Origin of the sequence: Janthinobacterium sp. PSPC3-1 (assembly GCF_049896105.1) — a bacterium.
Lineage (GTDB): Bacteria > Pseudomonadota > Gammaproteobacteria > Burkholderiales > Burkholderiaceae_D > Janthinobacterium.
Genome location: NZ_JAFCTQ010000027.1, coordinates 38,672 through 54,520 on the forward strand (window position 1 = coordinate 38,672; position 15,849 = coordinate 54,520).

A 15,849-nucleotide genomic window follows, 5' to 3' on the forward strand; every position below is an offset into this window, starting at 1 on the left:
GCGACGAGCCGTGCTGATGTCACTACTGCCGCATGGATCTCAGGCAGGCATGACGATCGCCTTCCAGTCCACCGGTTCAAAATTGAGGATGTGGCCACCGAACTCTTCGAAGTCCGTCGCCCGCTCATAATCGGCGATGTCCTGTGAGTAGCCGGTGACGGCATTGAGCAGACCAAACCCGGATAGATCCCCTTCTTCGATCAAGTGGCGCAGCACGCCGCCGCTTTCGTCATCGTTAAATGCAAACCGGTTCGCCAGTACCTCGACTGACTTGACGGGGTCACCAAGCAGTTTGATGCCCATGGTTTTCTGCATTTTTGCCGAAATCAGGCGGAAGGTGACTTCCGACACTGCTGACTCGACCATATCGCGGGTTTTCAGGAACAAGGCATGGTCTTCTGCCTTCAGCGTATCGTCCTGAAACACCACGACGTTGTCTTCGTCGCTGATCAGTTTTCGACCCAGATGGGTTTTACGCATCGCTCGATCGGCCACGATCATGCCGTTCCTGCACACCAGCCGGTAGATAAGTGGCTCGACACGCAGCTTGCCGTGGCCAATCTCCGAATTGCTGACTATGACGCCAGCCTGGATCACGTCGCCAGGTGCGACCTCGCAGGACACGTTGCTGGTGACGACTTTCAGGAACATCCTGGATTCGGTCAGCTCCACCGATTCGAAGCGGGCACCCGGCAGACGGCTCAGGATCGGCAAAATGTAGTTGGCCAGATCCCAGTTGTCGATCCTGCGATAGCGATCGGTCAGAAAGGCGCGCGCTTTGCCATCGAGCGTGCGGACCAAGCGATTCACGCTGGCGTTCGCGTGCAGCCAGGTGTTGACGTTCTGGTCGAACAACACCGGCTGTTCCAGGCGCATGCGTTCGAAATAGGCGTAGGGAATCGCGTGCTTGTCAGCGATCTGGCGCAAGGCAAAATCGGTCACAGGATACGCGTGTTCGCTGTCTTGTTCGTCGACCACCAGGGCACACTGGCCGGCCGCGTCAGTGGATACGTGCATCTTCATCACCGGCACGATCATGTCTTTTTTACTGGCCAGTTGACGTTCAAGCTCAGTTGCCAGACCTCTCAGGCTACGTCCTTCTTTCATGATGATCTCCAAAAAAATAGCGGAGATGCTCCCTCTGCGGGAACATCCCCGCAGGGGTTGAAAAACTGATCACAACATTCAGGGCGCTCACGATGCGCTCTTTGTACGACCCAGCGTTGCCGCCGGTACATGACAAGGGGCCTTTGCAGTCCCGCCTATCAACGTTTGTGCGGCGATGTTACGCCGCGTGATTGAGGTAACTGAACTGAGGGGCCAGTACATTGACCCAATCTGCCCCGTTATCCTCGGGAATCAATACTTCTACTTCCAGCGGTGCGCTGCGGCGCGCTTTTTTCAGACGACGTGCCAAGCTGAATGCCGAGGCTTGCCCATCAAAGCAGCTATTGGCATCGTTGTCGCCATAGATGCGTAGCCGCTTGATCGTGTCGGGAATCCAGATCTTTTCCAGATTCCCGGCCGTCAAAGCCGACCAGACGGGCGGACCATGGTGCTTGTAGATGGCGATGCCATTTTCAAGCCCTTCCGCCACCGAGAGTTCAGTCGAGGGCTCCCCCAATCGGACTGCGGAAGCGAACCACGTATCTCCCAGCAATTTCTTCGGCGAATCCACGGGCGCCTTCTGGCCATCGAGCAGATAGGTGCGATGCAGTGCCACGGGGCTGCCTTCCTTTGCTTGGAGACAAGCAAGCATGGCGGGATAATCGCCGACGTGGACATACTTTTCAGCGTGCTCGTCCTTGATAAAATAAGGCAAAGCGGGATGAAATCGTAGCGTTGCGGGATACTGCTCCAGCGCGATGCCACGATTCTCCAGGTATCGATTTACCTCATCGCCTGGTTTGATCGGCCGCGCTTCGTTCCATACTTTCTCCCGGCTGCGCCGCGCGTCGCGTGTAGTGCGTTGCGGTCCGCTTGAGGTAGGCGTTTCAGGAAGCACATTGAGCACTTTTTCCACCTTACGTAAGGTATCGCCAGCGCTTAGTCCCAGCCAGTGCTGCAGTAGCTTGAAACCTCCTCCGGCACCGCAAGCACGGCAAAAATAATTTCCTTCTCCAAACTTGTCGGTGTACTGAAAGCGATCTTTACCGCCACAACCCGCGATTGGGCAAGGCCCGTTCCGGTGCTTGAGCAGCCTGTGATCCACACCGCATTCTGCCAAGATCGCTGTCCAGCGACCGTGGGCAAGCGTCAGCATGCGACGCATCCGCCCCTCGTACTCCTGTATGTTCATCATCTTCTCCCCGGATCAACACCACCATGACGCAAGGTGCGACCGACGGGGCCGGCACCCCCGCAGGTGGATGAATAGAAGGCATCAAGAAAATAGATCAGTCTGCACAATGGATGTTTTAATTTTCTGATTAATCCATTGCGGATTTTTCTCTAGCTGATGTGCCACCCAATCCGGATGGTGAATAATCTCGGACTGTATCCAAGCAGGATATCGACCGAAGCTCGCTTGCAACCAACCTTTCACGTTGCTGGCAATCCAATCGCGAACATCATCACTTGAGAGTGTGCCAAAATAAGCAGTTGGCGAGAGTGGACTTTTGCTAACCACTTCCAGACAGTTAACAAAAGAAAATGGCATTTGGTCGTGTGCGCCATCAGTAAATATCCATCGAAGAAGTTCGAATTTCTCCTCCAACGGTGTCTGCGGATCAGATAAACCCTCGATTTTTTTCAAGAGTAGCCAATGAAGTTCCACAATGCTTTTCTGATCCCAAAAAACCTCTGGTTCTTCATCGAGAAGTGGAAGAAGCATGTCATCATAAGTGGTGCTCTTTTTGCAACGAAGGTCGAACATATCTCGCTGTGATGAGGTTGAAGTTAGATCACGTCTTTCCTTAGCTTTCGTCGATGCGGTATCCATGATTACCTCCTGCTGAAGTGGGACCCACCATTCAGTCGGGCAGATGTCCCGGAGGATAAAAAAATGCGGTAGCAACGTGTATGATTGGGTTGCTAGAGCCCATTCGGCGACAGATGATGATTTAATCGTCGTCAAAGTCATGTTCAAAGCAGCCACAAGGGCAAGTCATGCTATCTAATCCATGAACGCAACTTCCATCTTTGCGCCATTCAAGCAGCATTTCATTGATCTCGCGCGGTGCAAGATAGCCAAAACGACGCGCTATCTCGATTACACGAACTTGAACGTCGACCTCAACGTTAATCAATTCATAATCGACACTCTCTGAAAATTTCTGTACAAAAATTTCATACGAACATCCTGAATTGCAACTGCTCTGGTTATAAATAGATCTAATGTCATCTTCGATGTTAGAGAATTTCATGTGAGCCTCCAAAGAAAATTAAAGACGTGATTAATCTGCTCAGCACTAAACGCATTTGATGCAATGGCGTCGGCAAAGCGAATTAAGGGAGAGGTAATGCCTGATGGGATACTTTAATAGCTGTGCCATGCGCGATGCATTTAATGCAGGCAGTCATTTATGATTTTTCAAGAGTGCGTCATTCGCTGGATCGGCGAGATCGGTGCCCGTGTAGACGAAGGGAGAATATTTCGCTATTTTGCAGAATAATTTGGAGAAATTAAATAAATAATACTATTCAATGTATTGAGATACCGGTATTCCTGAATGGAATAAATGACAGTCACACAAAACGTAAAAAATGTCGGCGTGACGTCTGACAGAGCTGGATGCTCAAGGGAGTGACAAAATTGGTGCCAGACAGACAGGCAGGGCAGGAGGTGTGCCGGCAAGTAACCTTGTTGGAGGTCATCGCCACCTTATGGTGATGAAGTACTCATCGAAATGAATAACTGGCATTTGCCGAGTATTAAGAAGGCGGGTAACGACCGCGACGCCTATCGACAGAGCGATAGGGTATCAAGCAGGCTGATCGATAAGTCCACTTGAAAGTATGCGAGATTGAATCTCGCAGAAAGCAATCCCATTTTTACATCACCGTCTAAAAAATTCAAGGTGTTTCCGCTGCTAATGCCAATTGATACCAATAGGCAGGCATTATTTCCTCCTGCCCATATGGCAGCTCTACCGGCTACTCTTTCAGTTGCCTAAAACGTGATTCATAGTACGTTTATCTGCAGTAGAGCTGTATCGGACGGTCTACTAATTAAGCCCTATATTTCAACAATATGGGAGTCACTACTATTGTGGTGCCGCAAGGTTGATCTTGTTGTGTCCGCTAAAGTTGTTGCTAACGAATAGTGAAGGAAACAGGATTTCCATGAACTTCTTCGAAGGCGACGCGCTCACATTGGCTGCACTGCTCGGCGACATGCAGGGCGACCGATTGCTGCGCCTGCATTTTCCGCAAGGCGACGCGCCCGCCGGCGCCCTGCTGCTGGCCAATGCGCTCGACGCCAGCGAAAGCCTGTCGCGCGATTTTTCCTATGTGGTGGAAGTGCTGTCTGATAACGCCTCCATCCCGCTGACTGCGCTGATGGGCAAGATGGTCAGCATCGAACTGGTGCGCGAAGACGGCAGCCTGCGCTACTTCAATGGCCATGTGTTCGAGTTCCGTTTCCTGCGCACCGACGGCGGCTTCGCCTTTTATGAGATGGTGCTGGAACCCTGGCTCAGCCATTTGCGCTTGCGCCACAACAACGTGGCCTTCCACGGCAAGACCGTGGCGGACCTGACGGAACTGGTCTTCAACGACTACCTGATGCGCGACTACAAGCTGGCCGCCGGCGGCCCCGACCCGCTCATCACCTATATCTGCCAGTACAACGAAAGTGACCACAATTTGTTGCACCGCCACTGGGAGCAGTTGGGCTGGCACTATCGCTATGAACATCGGCGCGACGGCCATACCCTGTGGCTATCCGACGATACGACTAGTGGCCAGCCCATCGATGGCGAAGTCAGTAGCATGCCTTTCCAGCACCAGGCTGGCAGCCTTGAAGACGATGGCGTGCATGACTGGAGCCCGATGCGGCGCATGGCGCCTGGCAAGATGACGGTGGCCAGCTTCAACTTCAAGAACCCACGCAGCGCGCACGCCAGCGGTGATTCCCTGAATCAGCAAGGCACGGTGCCGCAGTTGGAAATGTATGAAAACACGGGCAGCTACGGGTTCAAGAATATCGACGATGGCGAGCTGCTGGCCAGGCGCCGCATGGAAGAGGTTGACGCGCAAGGCGAACTATTTCATGCGGAAGGCAATGACCGCACGGCGCAGCCTGGTCGTTGGTTCACCTTGAGCGGACATTTCGACGCTCTTCCAACAATTCCACGCAAACCCACTGCCGAATACATGATCCTTTCGGTGCGTCACCGAGTCAGCAATAACTACCATCAGGGGCGCAGTGCCACTTCGCACTACAGCAACACCTTTACCTGCATCGACCGCAGTATTCCCTGGCGGCCGGGCCGCAACTTTCACAGCCGCACGCCGAGAATCTACGGCGTGCAAACGGCCAAAGTGGTTGGCCCGCCCGGCGAAGAAATCCATACCGACGGCTATGGCCGGGTCAAAGTGCAATTCCACTGGGACCGCCTGGGCACCTTCGACGACAAGAGTTCACCTTGGATCAGGGTCGTCTCCAGCTGGGCCGGTGCCAATTTCGGCCACATCAGCCTGCCCCGGGTCGGCATGGAAGTGGTGGTGCAGTTTTTGGATGGCAACGTCTCCATGCCGATCATCATCGGCTGCGTCTACAACGCCCGCAATATGCCGCCCTGGGACCTGCCCGCCAACAAGACCCAGAGCGGCTTGCTGAGCCGCTCGTCAAAAAGCGGCACTTCCTCGCACGCCAACGCGCTGCGCTTCGAGGACCGCAAAGGCGCGGAAGAACTCTGGCTGCACGCCGAAAAAGACCAGCGCATCGAGGTCGAGCACGATGAGTCACACTGGGTCGGCAACGACCGCCACAAGACCGTCGAGCGTGATGAGGTGGTGCAGGTCCAGCGCGACCGCACGGAGACGGTGGGACATGATGAAACGATTACCGTCCAAAACAACCGCAAAGAGCGGGTTGATCACAACGAGCATATCGACATCGGTAACAATCGTACCGAGGTCGTCGGCAACAACGAATCGGTCCGCATTAATGGATTTCGGGCTGAAAAAGTCGACCGTGCCAAGACCGAGACGGTTACCTTGGCCAAGGCCTTAAGTATTGGTGGTGCCTATGCGATCACTGTGGGAGCCGTCATGCATACGGTGGTGGCCGGCGCCAGGTATTTGCGCGCACTGCGCAACATCCTGACCATCGCCGAAAAAATGGAGATTAATGCCGGCACAGAGTTTGAAATCATCGTCGGTCAATCCCACTTTCGCATGAATAAGGATGGAAAGATCACCCTGACCGGTGCCGAGATCACGATTGGCGCCACCGGGCCGGTGCAGATCAACGGTCATGACGTTGATGTGAACTGACCAGCCATGGACACCCTCAATCACACGCCATTCCCGGCCCAGGTGTTTGAGTCGATTGACCACCATGGCCAGAGTTTTTGGGTGGCGACGTTGCGCCAGACACTGAGCTTTGCGTCAGGTCAGGCCGTTTTCTCTGATCGCCAGGCACCACTATGCGATCGCAATACTCCTTTTTCGGAGATGACACCTGGCAGTGTGCGCCAGGAGTCCGACTACTGCCCGGTGAAACCACTCTGTGATGTCCTGATCAATGCTACCGCTTATGCACCAGGTACCACTGCGCTGTCCGGTTTCCAGGTCGCGCTACGGGTCACAAGGCCTGGCACCGCCTTGCCTTTGCCTGAACGTCCACGTGGACTCAGTCCCCATATGTCGCCAGCGCCTGCAGCACTGGCTGCCTGGCAAAGCGAGCTGACCCGTCTGGGCAAAATGACCACGCCACGCGAAATACTGATCGACAAAGTGCTGGCCGTGAGTGGCCAGCGCTATTTCGTCAAAAAGTCGCCTTTGTTACGCACCCTGCAAGCGATCGCATTCACTGCGACCATTGGTCTGTTACGCCTCAATCCATGGCGCCTTACTCCTGCCGCTCCGCTTCGCATGCTACCCGTGCTCCATGAGTATGCTTTCGGCGGTGAGTGCAGGATTGCGGCGGATGCGCCGTTGCTTCGGCCGATACCGGCACGCCACCGTCTTACCTCCGCGCAGATAGCATCTCACCCAGCCAGCATGACAGGCCATGTTCCAGTGGCGCATACGGTCTATGAGTGCAATCCGGTGGGCATGGGTTACGCCGAGAAATGGTATCTGCGTGCGATGGGGCTTAAACGGGTGCCAGCGCCGCAGATTGAAGCCGCCGGCCGACCCATGACGGCGGCGCAGTTCTGGCAAAGCCAACGACGCAGGAATGTCAGCGAAGCAGGAGAGCAAGGACCGTCCGATCCGAGTGGCCTGGGTGTGCGGAGCAACACCCATCCCGCCAGACGCATCCTGGCAGGCACGATCGACGAGGCGTTTATCGCCGGAACTGCTGCGCTGCCAGCCGATTTCGATGAGGCTTACTGGAACTGTGCCCCACAGCAGCAGCAAATACCGTATCTGCGTGGTGACGAGCGATTTGAGCTGATTAACCTCTGTACTGCGAACACAGCAGGTGCCTTCAAAGATACGCGCGGAAACACTGTTCTGCATCTGACGCTGCCTGAGCAAACCACATTCCTTCTGCTGCGTCTGCTTGACGGTGCGTTCATGACCCTGCGGCTGCAAGTCGATACCGTGATCATCGAGCCAGACAGTGGTGTCATCACGCTGGTTTGGCGTGCTCGCTGGCCAAAGGCACCGGCAATCGCAGTGCGCACCTGTGAATTCCGTGTGCGGCCAGGAGCTTGGCCTGGGGACTCCAGTGCCGCAGTGTCCGAACAGCGTGCTGCTTCACCATCGGCAGCCGTGAAGCGGGCTGTGGCATGAGCGCGCAAGTACCAGGGGCAATGGACTCCGTGTCACCACCTCGTACCGGTATCTGGACTGCGGGCGAACATGAGCAAATGCTGGCTCAAGCATGCCAAGCGATCGACACCGATGAGGCATCTGCAGCCTTGCGGGCGAATATGGCACGGCCTGCCATGCCCGGCGGTATCAATCGCATCGGGGCGCGACGAGACGCGGGATTTAGAGCGATCAGTACGGCGCCCTCAATCAATAAAACACCGATCGGCCCGTCAATGGTGCCCTTGCCATACCCAACGGTTCAGGACCTGTCCAATAGCGTAGGTACTGCCAGTTCAGTACGCTTCAATGGCGAGCCTGCATATGTATTGAACAGAAGTATTCAACCAAAAGGCACAGGTGACGAACCAGGTACCGGGAAAGGGGTACGCTCAGGGACGGTCACTGGCGAGGTCAAACCCGTGGTGGGAAGCAGCACGGTGCGCGTCGAAGGAAAGTATGTCGTCCGCGATGGTGACGCTTGCACGATGAATGGCGGGAACAATCCGGGCATTTACGTGACATCGCCGGCACCAGGCTGCGCGGTGAGTAACGGCACATTCACCGGCGACCCTGATCCACCTGTGCGTGCTGAAACGCCAGCGGAAGAGCATTGGTTTTCGACTTGGTGGAAAAACACCAAAAACGAAATGGGGGCGGCCGTCGATCACCCGTGGGAGGCTGTCAAGGGAGGTGTAAAGGGGCTCGCAAATATCCCTTCCGCGTTGGGCGAGATGCTTTTGAAAGGGGCAGCGCTGCAGAGTGCAGGCGAGATGGAGCAAGCCTCTGCCATGCACAGTTTGTTTGGCCAGACGCAAGCGGCGGAACAGATGCGTGATAGCGCCGCCCAAGTGCGCGATGGCGTCGATGCCATTCATTTACCCATGTTCGAGATGAGCAATGCCGCACAGGCGGGAGGCGACAAGATATTGACCGCCGCATCGCTCGTCGCCGGCGGGGCAGGCCTTGTAAAGAGTGGTGTCAAGGGATTGGCCGGCTTGAGCAAAGGCACAGTTGCGATAGAGGCGGAGGCGGCCAAAATAGTGACGACAGGCGCCAACGCTGTTCAAACCGATCAGGCCATAGCAAAAGTCGCTACGGTTGCGGATAATGTTGCCACACCGTCTGTCGCTGTTCCTGCCGGTGACGGTCTGAAGGTTCTTAAGAAAATTAAGTCACTTCGCCGGAAATATCTTGGAAAAACACCTGGCAAGAAATCTGCAACTGGACGTAAAGTACAAGAGCGCATGCGTGCCGATGGTGATTTGATCACTGATCGATTGACTGGTAAGACCATGTTCAGGGCAAGTGATGGAAAATGGTACGACATAAAGTATGCGGATATGGCACACAAGGAAGATGCTGTAACTTGGTGGAATCACACTGGTCGTCGATATGGTGCAAGGGCGCCTGAGGTCCGGGTATGGATGCTGGAATCAAAAAATTATGTGCTTGAACACCGGTCAATTAACCGTTCTCTTGGAGCAAAACTTGAAGAACGCTATCTCCCCCCATTGAAATAGGAAGTTTATGCAATCGCTATTTGAACAGATGAATGACATTGCTGATACCGTACATGCAGCAATCGAACGAGGAGACGTCGGTGTAGCCCAGGCAGAATTTGAACAGATATGGAACCGTATCCCGGAACCCAGGAGCGAGTGCGAGGCTATCAATGTTTTTGTTCAGGCAGCCGTGCGGGTGCTTGCAACATCCGGTCGTCCTACTTATGCCTTGGCTTGGATAGATCGATGCAAGCAGATGCGTGCCTCTGAGATTGATGCGGAGCCAGATTTCTTGATCGGGGTGACGTACTATGAGCTGAATGAGATGGATCAGGCTTTTGAGCATTTCAAACGCGCCTTCGTCTTGTCAAAAGGAAGAGCTTTCGCGGATGAGAATCCAAAATATTTGAAATTTTTTCGAGAATTTTCTACAGGTGGATGAGCAATGGAATTACCTCCTAACGTAAGCAGGCAAGTTGACTTTCTTTCAGAGGAAGGCAACGACTTGGCCGATCAAGGTGCGTTTGCCCTGGCCGCCGAAAAATGGGTGCAAGCGCTGGAATTGTTACCGCCGCCAGCTGCGGAGTGGGAGGCTTACATGTGGCTGAAAGCATCGATTGGCGACGCGCGCTATCAACTGGCTGATTTTGACGGTGCAAGAGAGGCGCTTTTCGATGCACTCAATAATCCGGATGGGCAAGAAAATCCGTTTGTCCATTATCGTCTAGGGCAGACCGAACTAGCGTTAAACAACGAAAAAGCCGGTATTGACGAGCTACTGAAAGCCTACATGCTTGACGGCGAAGAAATTTTCTTGGAAGAAGATGATGGGCACGTTTTTCTTCAAAAGTTGCGCGATGCAGGGTTGCTTGAATAGCGCTTAGCCTGTCCCCACTGCCGGCACGTTTTGTTGAAATTCTATAATTGATGCGTCTCTCAGCTGGACTTTATCCAATTTTGAATCTGGATGGTGGGAACGTAAGCCCTGGATGCACTGTCATTGATTGACCAACTCCACTACGAGAGGTTCATCATGGCAGTTTTACCATCCAGGCTTACGCAGTCCATTGTAGGATTTTCCGATCTGTTTTCCAAGCGAGCCTGGCCGCTGGCGCAGGTGCTGCTGGCCGGTGCCATCCTGGCCGTTGGTCCACGTACGGTCGCCGCCGTGCTGCGTGTTATGGGCATGGCCGAAGGGAAACAGTTTCAGAAGTATGATCGGGTGCTGAACCGTGTCAAATGGTCGACGCTGGCCGCCAGCCGACGCCTGCTGTACTTGCTGCTCCATGCATTCGTGCCGCAGGGACCCGTGCTCATGGCCCTGGACGACACGATTGAACGCCGGCGTGGCGCCAAGATTGCTGCCAAGGGCATCTATCGCGATCCAGTACGATCGAGCCACAGCCATTTCGTCAAGGCCAGCGGCTTGCGTTGGCTGTGCCTGATGCTGGTGGCGCCGATTCCTTGGGCCGGACGTTGTTGGGCATTACCGTTCTGTTCGGTGCTGGCGCCGACGCTAACGCGGGTACCTCGGCGCAGTGCAAGCAGAATTTGAAAGGGATGGAACGGCATCGTAGAATCTCACGAAAGGGGAAGAAGCCATCGATGCTGACACAATCACCACCGCATACTATGGATCTGCCGGACACTCCTGTTGGCCGATTTCTTGCCGTTTCAGTATCTGACTGACACTGTCCCTGATGCCGGAAGTTGCAAATCCCAACAGCCAGGCGTCGCGCAAGCCCGGCTCGCTGGCAAACAGGTAAGGCACCTCGCTCTGCCCGCGTGTGTAATCGCTGCTTCCCATTTCCTCCGCGTGATACCGCATCAATGTCATGATCTCGTGTCGGCGCGCGGGGTTGCCAGCCCAGTGTTGCGCGCGACGGTACTCATGGAAAATCAGGCTGATCGTTATCTGTAATATTTCGTTCATTTTATGCTCCTTGTTGCGTTGTGATTGCCGTAATGGGCCGCGATTTGGCGCTAGGTTTCGCAGCAGGTGTCTTGTGCAATGAGTTGGAATCGATAGCTAGTTGCAGCGATTGGGGGTGTGGAACCTGGACGCAAATGGACTGCAGGGTTGCGCTTGAAGGCGCGTCATCAAAGCGGCGGCGCCGTAGAGGTTGTAGCCCCCCAGGAACGCGGCGCTTTGGCGGCCGCGTACTATATTTCGGTGGACGGGCTGGTACCTGTCGTCATGTCTGTCGGGATGACGAGCCATCGTCTCGCTGCTAGCTGGCCAGGGAGGTATCACGCGATATCGAGCTATGGGCACGATAATGAATTTGGCGGGTGACGACCGCAACGCTTGCTGAGTGGCCAAGCAAGATGCCATCAGTATCACGGTGTCCTGTCACTGTGGAGTGAATGGACGTGAATACAGTCATATCTGGCGGTTGTGCATCAGATGCACCGACTTTCAGCCACCGCCGGACCGACAGGCGCATGGACCAAAATGATTACAATTGCTGGAGGGACGTCTGCAGTGATGCAGAGGACCAGCCCTCTCGGGCCGCCTTTCACCGGCCAGGTGGCATGCGCCGATGGCGAGCTCAGTGATCGACATCCTGCTGGTGGGTATCGGTTTGAGCGGTTCTTGTTGTCGGACGAGGCCCGGCATAGGCGCGTGGAATCCGTTTGGGCAAGGCTGGCATCGGCCCTTCGGAGTGCCAGAGCCAGGCACCAGGGGTTGCCCGCAGCTGGGCCGCCTTGGCTGCCTTCTCCTTTTCGTCCCAGAAGGCGCTGATGCAGTGCAATGGGACGTGCGTCGACCCTGCGTCAAGCAACAACGCGGATGCAAAATGCGTCGGATGCTTGCTGTCGTAGGCCAGCGGTTTCATAAAGTGCCGGTGCTCACTGGTCAGTTGGGCGAGTAATTGGCCCTCTTGGGCGCTGGCCACCGGAATCCAGTTTGCGGTCGTCGCCATCAGACAGGCGGTTTGAATACAATAGGCCGTCTCGGTTCTCGGGTAGATGAGCGCACTGAGCACCATGCGAAAGCCTGACGATGGCTCTGCGTCCTTCATCAGGAACGCAGTGTGGAAGGTGCTTTCGATTTTCTTCCAGGACTTCTCGTCGATGAACAATGGCAAGTCGCCCATGTGCTTGAGCAAGATCTTTTTCCCGTACCAGGACTCTTCAACGTTCTTCAACTCACCAAGCACGATGGCCAGGCCGCTGGCATGGCGGCCCATGTCCGCCAGAAGAGGCAAGAGCTTTTGCCGGCGTTGCTCGGCAATCTGAAATTTGCGTTGTTCGTTAAACTGCTCAGGCACGATCAGAATGGTGGATAGGGGGACACCTTTGAGCATGATATTGTCGGCCACTTCCATCAGGTATTTATGAATGACAGCCTGGCTGCGTTTGCCTTCCATCGCCGGCGACCAGCGATTGAATCCCGCCCGATCAAACAGCAAGTGCGTCACGGCGCGTAACGACATTTTTCTTCTGGCACTTTTTACTTCCGCCGGCTCCGACGCTTCTGCTCGCAAACTCGCTGCGCGCCTGCTTTTTTTCAGAGCGAAATTGACATGGATTTCGGTCGGGGCATGGTCGACCTCAATGACTGCATCCCCAATGAGTTCGCCCAAGCCCGACTCGTCGTACCCAGGTTCAAACGATTTGCAGGATGGGTGATGGGCGGCGCCTGTCCCAGGCATGCGTTTTAATACCCAATGATCCAGCTTGGCGATGTACATATCAATGCCGCCGCGAACGCACAGGCACCGCGGACGTTCGGATGTGCCATGCAGTTCCGCCAAGGCTTCCTGCATCTCCGGGGCATTTTCTGCCAGGCGACGTCCGCGCACAAGATAGGTTGGCGTATCCATTCTCCCCCCTAATGGCCAGGGCCTGAGGCGCGCAGGTGGCGCACGGCATTTGTTGATTGGGGAGCCCTGTCCATCGCCTGCAGCAGGCGGTTGACAGCGGCCGGTTCGGATAATCCCAATAACACGCCGATTTGCCGGTGGGCGACGCCCCGGTTGCCCAACTTTTGGGCGATTGTCCGGCGGGCGCTGAGTGCAGAGGTACCGACCGTCGGTGCAAAGCTGAAGATGCGCTTGTAGGCGAGCAGGATGTCGCTGCAAAGATACTGCTTGCCCGCGGTAGTCGCTTTTTCAATCACCCGCATCTGCCCCCCGTCCGACCGTAAAAATAATTTTGATGTGGGCGCCAGGCCTCGATAGTAGGATTCGCTCCACATGCCATGCCGCATTCCTATGCGCTCGCTGAGATAGGCGTCTATGCAGGTATTGACGGCAGCACTACAAAAATAGAGGGGCCGCTCTTTGCCACTGATCGCGATGTCACTGCGAATCATCGACAGTTCTCGAATCGATCCGTCCGCGTTCAGGTAATCGCGCACCTCGAGCCTGGCGATCTCGAGAGGTTTCGCCGCAGTGGAAAAAAGAATCATCAGGAGCGCGGCATCGCGTTTGGGATTGCGACTATGTTGACCAACCGCTTGGAGCAGCGTGTTGATCTGATCATCGGGCACCGGCCCTTTTCTCAGCCGCGCTTGATAGGCTTTATCGGGAGCGTAGTGTTCGAGTGCCTCCAGGTAAGCAGATCCGTTGGCTCTCAGCAGCTGTGTCGTGGGAACGTCATTGTCACCCACGCCGATGACACCTACTACGGCTTGTAGGTCGCGGGCGACGAGTCGCACGCGGTACAGCACCGCCGTCTGACTCAGACCATACTCGTCGCCAATTTGTTGGTAAGTATCGCCTGCCATCACCCTCTTGAGCATGGCGATTGAGTCGGTAATATTGGTCGGATTCACAGTCCCTCCCATGCTGATCTTTTGCGATATCATGCCAAACATTTGCCGTTCCTTCACCCCGAAATACCGCTGTTTTCATAGCGCCTTAAGAGATTTCTTGAAGTGTGCCGCACGGCCGCCATCAATGCCATGGCACTCCAGGTCTTTCGCAGCCGTCCCCATAGCCTGTACGCGATCGAGCGTCGGATAGGCCTACCTACACCGCTTCGCCAACAGTACGAAGAAACAGCCGTTAAGACACGATGACTGCGCTTTATGCTGTGCGTCATCCACCGCCCACTCGCGCCTGCAATGCCAGTCGGGATGACGTAATACTGCAGGTCCCAATAAGGATGTTGCTGCAGCGCGATTTTGGTAAATCGCGCATGCAACTACAAAGTCAATCCGGGTGGACAGTGCCGCCTGAGCTAGCGTGGGCACTTGAACAACCTAGCGGTGGTTGACGGAGGACACCCGACCAGCAATGGAGGGCTAATGATTGGGTGGTGAGGCAAGGAACACCGACGTCGGCTAGCGGTAGCTGCATGGCCGCAAAGTCTGCGCGCCTCCCGCACGCGCAATTAAGGACCGGGCGAGGTTGACGCATTATCAGACAACTGAAAGAATGGCATCACCCAATAACGCAATTAACTGAGGTTAACATATGACGAACAGAGCACCGCGCTATCGCGCGGCCAACACCGTCTTCAGCCCAGAGAGCCTCTGGGCGCTGGATCCCAAAGCGGCATTTCAGGAATGGCTCATCAAAACCGCGTTCGAGGATGGTTATGACTTTGGAAAACGCACCATTTCGGTTTACGTTGCGATGTGGGCAACCGCCATTGCATACCTTCAGGAGCATCGAAGCACACATCCCACCGCTGCCAACACGGCGGATATCGAACAATTTTTGAATCAAGCGCATGTCTGCCGCCGCGTCGAGGCGCGTCAACGTTACACGCTGTTGCTGCGCCGAGCCTACGGTGCCATGCACCAAGCCGCCCCCAAATTCGCAAACCCGATGGATATGCACTTTCGTCCAATCACGGCACATTTGGATGAAAAACCGATGCCCTTTTTGCTGGCTGACGAACGTGCGCGCGTCTTTCAGCTCATCTCCAAAGATGATCCCGCAAACGATCTGACAAGCCGACTTCGCATCCGCGCAAAAGCGATGTGCGCACTGATGCTGGGCGCCGGGTTTAAGCCTGGACAAGCAAACATCACCTCAGTTAATTGCGTCATCAACAAAGGCGAGCGCTTTATCATGGCTCCTGAAACCGGCGCCATGCCGCAGCACCTGGCGTTGGTCTATCCGGCCGCCTGGCCGGCGATTCACCGTTGGATCGAGTTGTACGGTTCGCCGCGTTGGATGTTTCCCGGTGCCGGTTCCCACGTCGAACAGCCGATCAATTACGCGCGCGCATTCTTAGGTGCAAAGGAGTTGCTGGCCGAACTGGGTCCTCTGGCCGGTGGCGAACGAGTCAGCCCTCAAACCTTGCGCAACTCATATGGTGCCAGCCTGCTTGAAGACGGATTGGGGATCGAAGCCGTGCGCGAGTATATGGGTTTCTCCAGGATGGAATACGCCAGGCGGTTTGCCCACGCCCACGCCGCCTGGCGCAAACGGATAGACAACTGATTCGTGCTTCGTTC

The 15,849-nt window shown here is 55.3% G+C and carries 14 protein-coding genes; 7 read left to right on the forward strand and 7 right to left on the reverse strand.

Going from position 1 to position 15,849, the window contains the following annotated elements; genetic code table 11:
• Positions 1-39 precede the first annotated feature (39 nt).
• The 4 genes from ACP7B7_RS23115 to ACP7B7_RS23130 form a co-directional block, all read right to left on the reverse strand.
• Positions 40-1,107 carry a DUF932 domain-containing protein gene (locus ACP7B7_RS23115; RefSeq protein ID WP_426078239.1) on the reverse strand — a complete coding sequence of 356 codons (1,068 nt, stop codon included), beginning with the start codon at positions 1,105-1,107 and terminating at the stop codon, positions 40-42.
• 178 nt (positions 1,108-1,285) lie between these two features.
• Complete coding sequence (locus ACP7B7_RS23120) at positions 1,286-2,302, reverse strand: DUF7146 domain-containing protein (protein WP_426078240.1); 1,017 nt, start codon at positions 2,300-2,302, stop codon at positions 1,286-1,288.
• Between the two features lie 81 nt (positions 2,303-2,383).
• Positions 2,384-2,941 (reverse strand): hypothetical protein, encoded by a 558-nt coding sequence (locus ACP7B7_RS23125; protein ID WP_426078241.1) that lies wholly within the window; start codon positions 2,939-2,941, stop codon positions 2,384-2,386.
• Positions 2,942-3,062: 121 nt separating this feature from the next.
• Positions 3,063-3,365 carry a hypothetical protein gene (locus ACP7B7_RS23130; RefSeq protein WP_426078242.1) on the reverse strand — a complete coding sequence of 101 codons (303 nt, stop codon included), beginning with the start codon at positions 3,363-3,365 and terminating at the stop codon, positions 3,063-3,065.
• Between the two features lie 919 nt (positions 3,366-4,284).
• Between ACP7B7_RS23130 and ACP7B7_RS23135 the strand changes: the two genes are divergently transcribed.
• From ACP7B7_RS23135 to ACP7B7_RS23160, 6 genes are all read left to right on the forward strand, one after another.
• A complete protein-coding gene (locus ACP7B7_RS23135; protein WP_426078243.1) occupies positions 4,285-6,441 on the forward strand; it encodes a type VI secretion system Vgr family protein in 2,157 nt (718 codons plus the stop codon).
• A 6-nt stretch (positions 6,442-6,447) separates the two neighbouring features.
• Complete coding sequence (locus ACP7B7_RS23140) at positions 6,448-7,908, forward strand: DUF2169 family type VI secretion system accessory protein (protein WP_426078244.1); 1,461 nt, start codon at positions 6,448-6,450, stop codon at positions 7,906-7,908.
• Entirely contained in the window at positions 7,905-9,449 is a 1,545-nt protein-coding gene (locus ACP7B7_RS23145) for a PAAR-like domain-containing protein (RefSeq protein WP_426078245.1), read from the forward strand. Before ACP7B7_RS23140 ends, ACP7B7_RS23145 begins: the two co-directional genes overlap by 4 nt.
• Positions 9,450-9,456: 7 nt before the next feature.
• Entirely contained in the window at positions 9,457-9,873 is a 417-nt protein-coding gene (locus tag ACP7B7_RS23150; protein ID WP_426078246.1) for a hypothetical protein, read from the forward strand.
• Positions 9,874-9,876: 3 nt separating this feature from the next.
• Entirely contained in the window at positions 9,877-10,308 is a 432-nt protein-coding gene (locus ACP7B7_RS23155) for a tetratricopeptide repeat protein (RefSeq protein WP_426078247.1), read from the forward strand.
• A 123-nt stretch (positions 10,309-10,431) separates the two neighbouring features.
• The gene (locus ACP7B7_RS23160) at positions 10,432-10,986 is read left to right on the forward strand and encodes a transposase (protein WP_426078248.1); all 555 of its coding nucleotides are present in this window, start codon (positions 10,432-10,434) and stop codon (positions 10,984-10,986) included.
• Positions 10,987-11,061: 75 nt separating this feature from the next.
• Here the strand turns inward: ACP7B7_RS23160 and ACP7B7_RS23165 are convergent, their stop codons facing one another.
• The 3 genes from ACP7B7_RS23165 to ACP7B7_RS23175 form a co-directional block, all read right to left on the reverse strand.
• Entirely contained in the window at positions 11,062-11,364 is a 303-nt protein-coding gene (locus ACP7B7_RS23165) for a hypothetical protein (RefSeq protein WP_426078249.1), read from the reverse strand.
• Positions 11,365-11,983: 619 nt separating this feature from the next.
• Complete coding sequence (locus tag ACP7B7_RS23170) at positions 11,984-13,261, reverse strand: DUF1173 family protein (protein ID WP_426078250.1); 1,278 nt, start codon at positions 13,259-13,261, stop codon at positions 11,984-11,986.
• 8 nt (positions 13,262-13,269) lie between these two features.
• Complete coding sequence (locus ACP7B7_RS23175; protein ID WP_426078251.1) at positions 13,270-14,256, reverse strand: hypothetical protein; 987 nt, start codon at positions 14,254-14,256, stop codon at positions 13,270-13,272.
• A 601-nt stretch (positions 14,257-14,857) separates the two neighbouring features.
• On the opposite strand from ACP7B7_RS23175, the gene ACP7B7_RS23180 reads away from it, so the two are divergent.
• Positions 14,858-15,835: a tyrosine-type recombinase/integrase gene (locus ACP7B7_RS23180; protein WP_426078252.1), complete on the forward strand. Its 978-nt coding sequence runs from the start codon at positions 14,858-14,860 to the stop codon at positions 15,833-15,835.
• The last annotated feature ends 14 nt before the right edge of the window (positions 15,836-15,849 follow it).

Coding starts and splice junctions, on each gene's coding strand:
- ACP7B7_RS23115 (WP_426078239.1), bottom strand. CDS start 1,107: ATGAAAGAAGGACGTAGCCTGAGAGGTCTGGCAACTGAGCTTGAACGT.
- ACP7B7_RS23120 (WP_426078240.1), bottom strand. CDS start 2,302: ATGATGAACATACAGGAGTACGAGGGGCGGATGCGTCGCATGCTGACG.
- ACP7B7_RS23125 (WP_426078241.1), bottom strand. CDS start 2,941: ATGGATACCGCATCGACGAAAGCTAAGGAAAGACGTGATCTAACTTCA.
- ACP7B7_RS23130 (WP_426078242.1), bottom strand. CDS start 3,365: ATGAAATTCTCTAACATCGAAGATGACATTAGATCTATTTATAACCAG.
- ACP7B7_RS23135 (WP_426078243.1), top strand. CDS start 4,285: ATGAACTTCTTCGAAGGCGACGCGCTCACATTGGCTGCACTGCTCGGC.
- ACP7B7_RS23140 (WP_426078244.1), top strand. CDS start 6,448: ATGGACACCCTCAATCACACGCCATTCCCGGCCCAGGTGTTTGAGTCG.
- ACP7B7_RS23145 (WP_426078245.1), top strand. CDS start 7,905: ATGAGCGCGCAAGTACCAGGGGCAATGGACTCCGTGTCACCACCTCGT.
- ACP7B7_RS23150 (WP_426078246.1), top strand. CDS start 9,457: ATGCAATCGCTATTTGAACAGATGAATGACATTGCTGATACCGTACAT.
- ACP7B7_RS23155 (WP_426078247.1), top strand. CDS start 9,877: ATGGAATTACCTCCTAACGTAAGCAGGCAAGTTGACTTTCTTTCAGAG.
- ACP7B7_RS23165 (WP_426078249.1), bottom strand. CDS start 11,364: ATGAACGAAATATTACAGATAACGATCAGCCTGATTTTCCATGAGTAC.
- ACP7B7_RS23170 (WP_426078250.1), bottom strand. CDS start 13,261: ATGGATACGCCAACCTATCTTGTGCGCGGACGTCGCCTGGCAGAAAAT.
- ACP7B7_RS23175 (WP_426078251.1), bottom strand. CDS start 14,256: ATGTTTGGCATGATATCGCAAAAGATCAGCATGGGAGGGACTGTGAAT.
- ACP7B7_RS23180 (WP_426078252.1), top strand. CDS start 14,858: ATGACGAACAGAGCACCGCGCTATCGCGCGGCCAACACCGTCTTCAGC.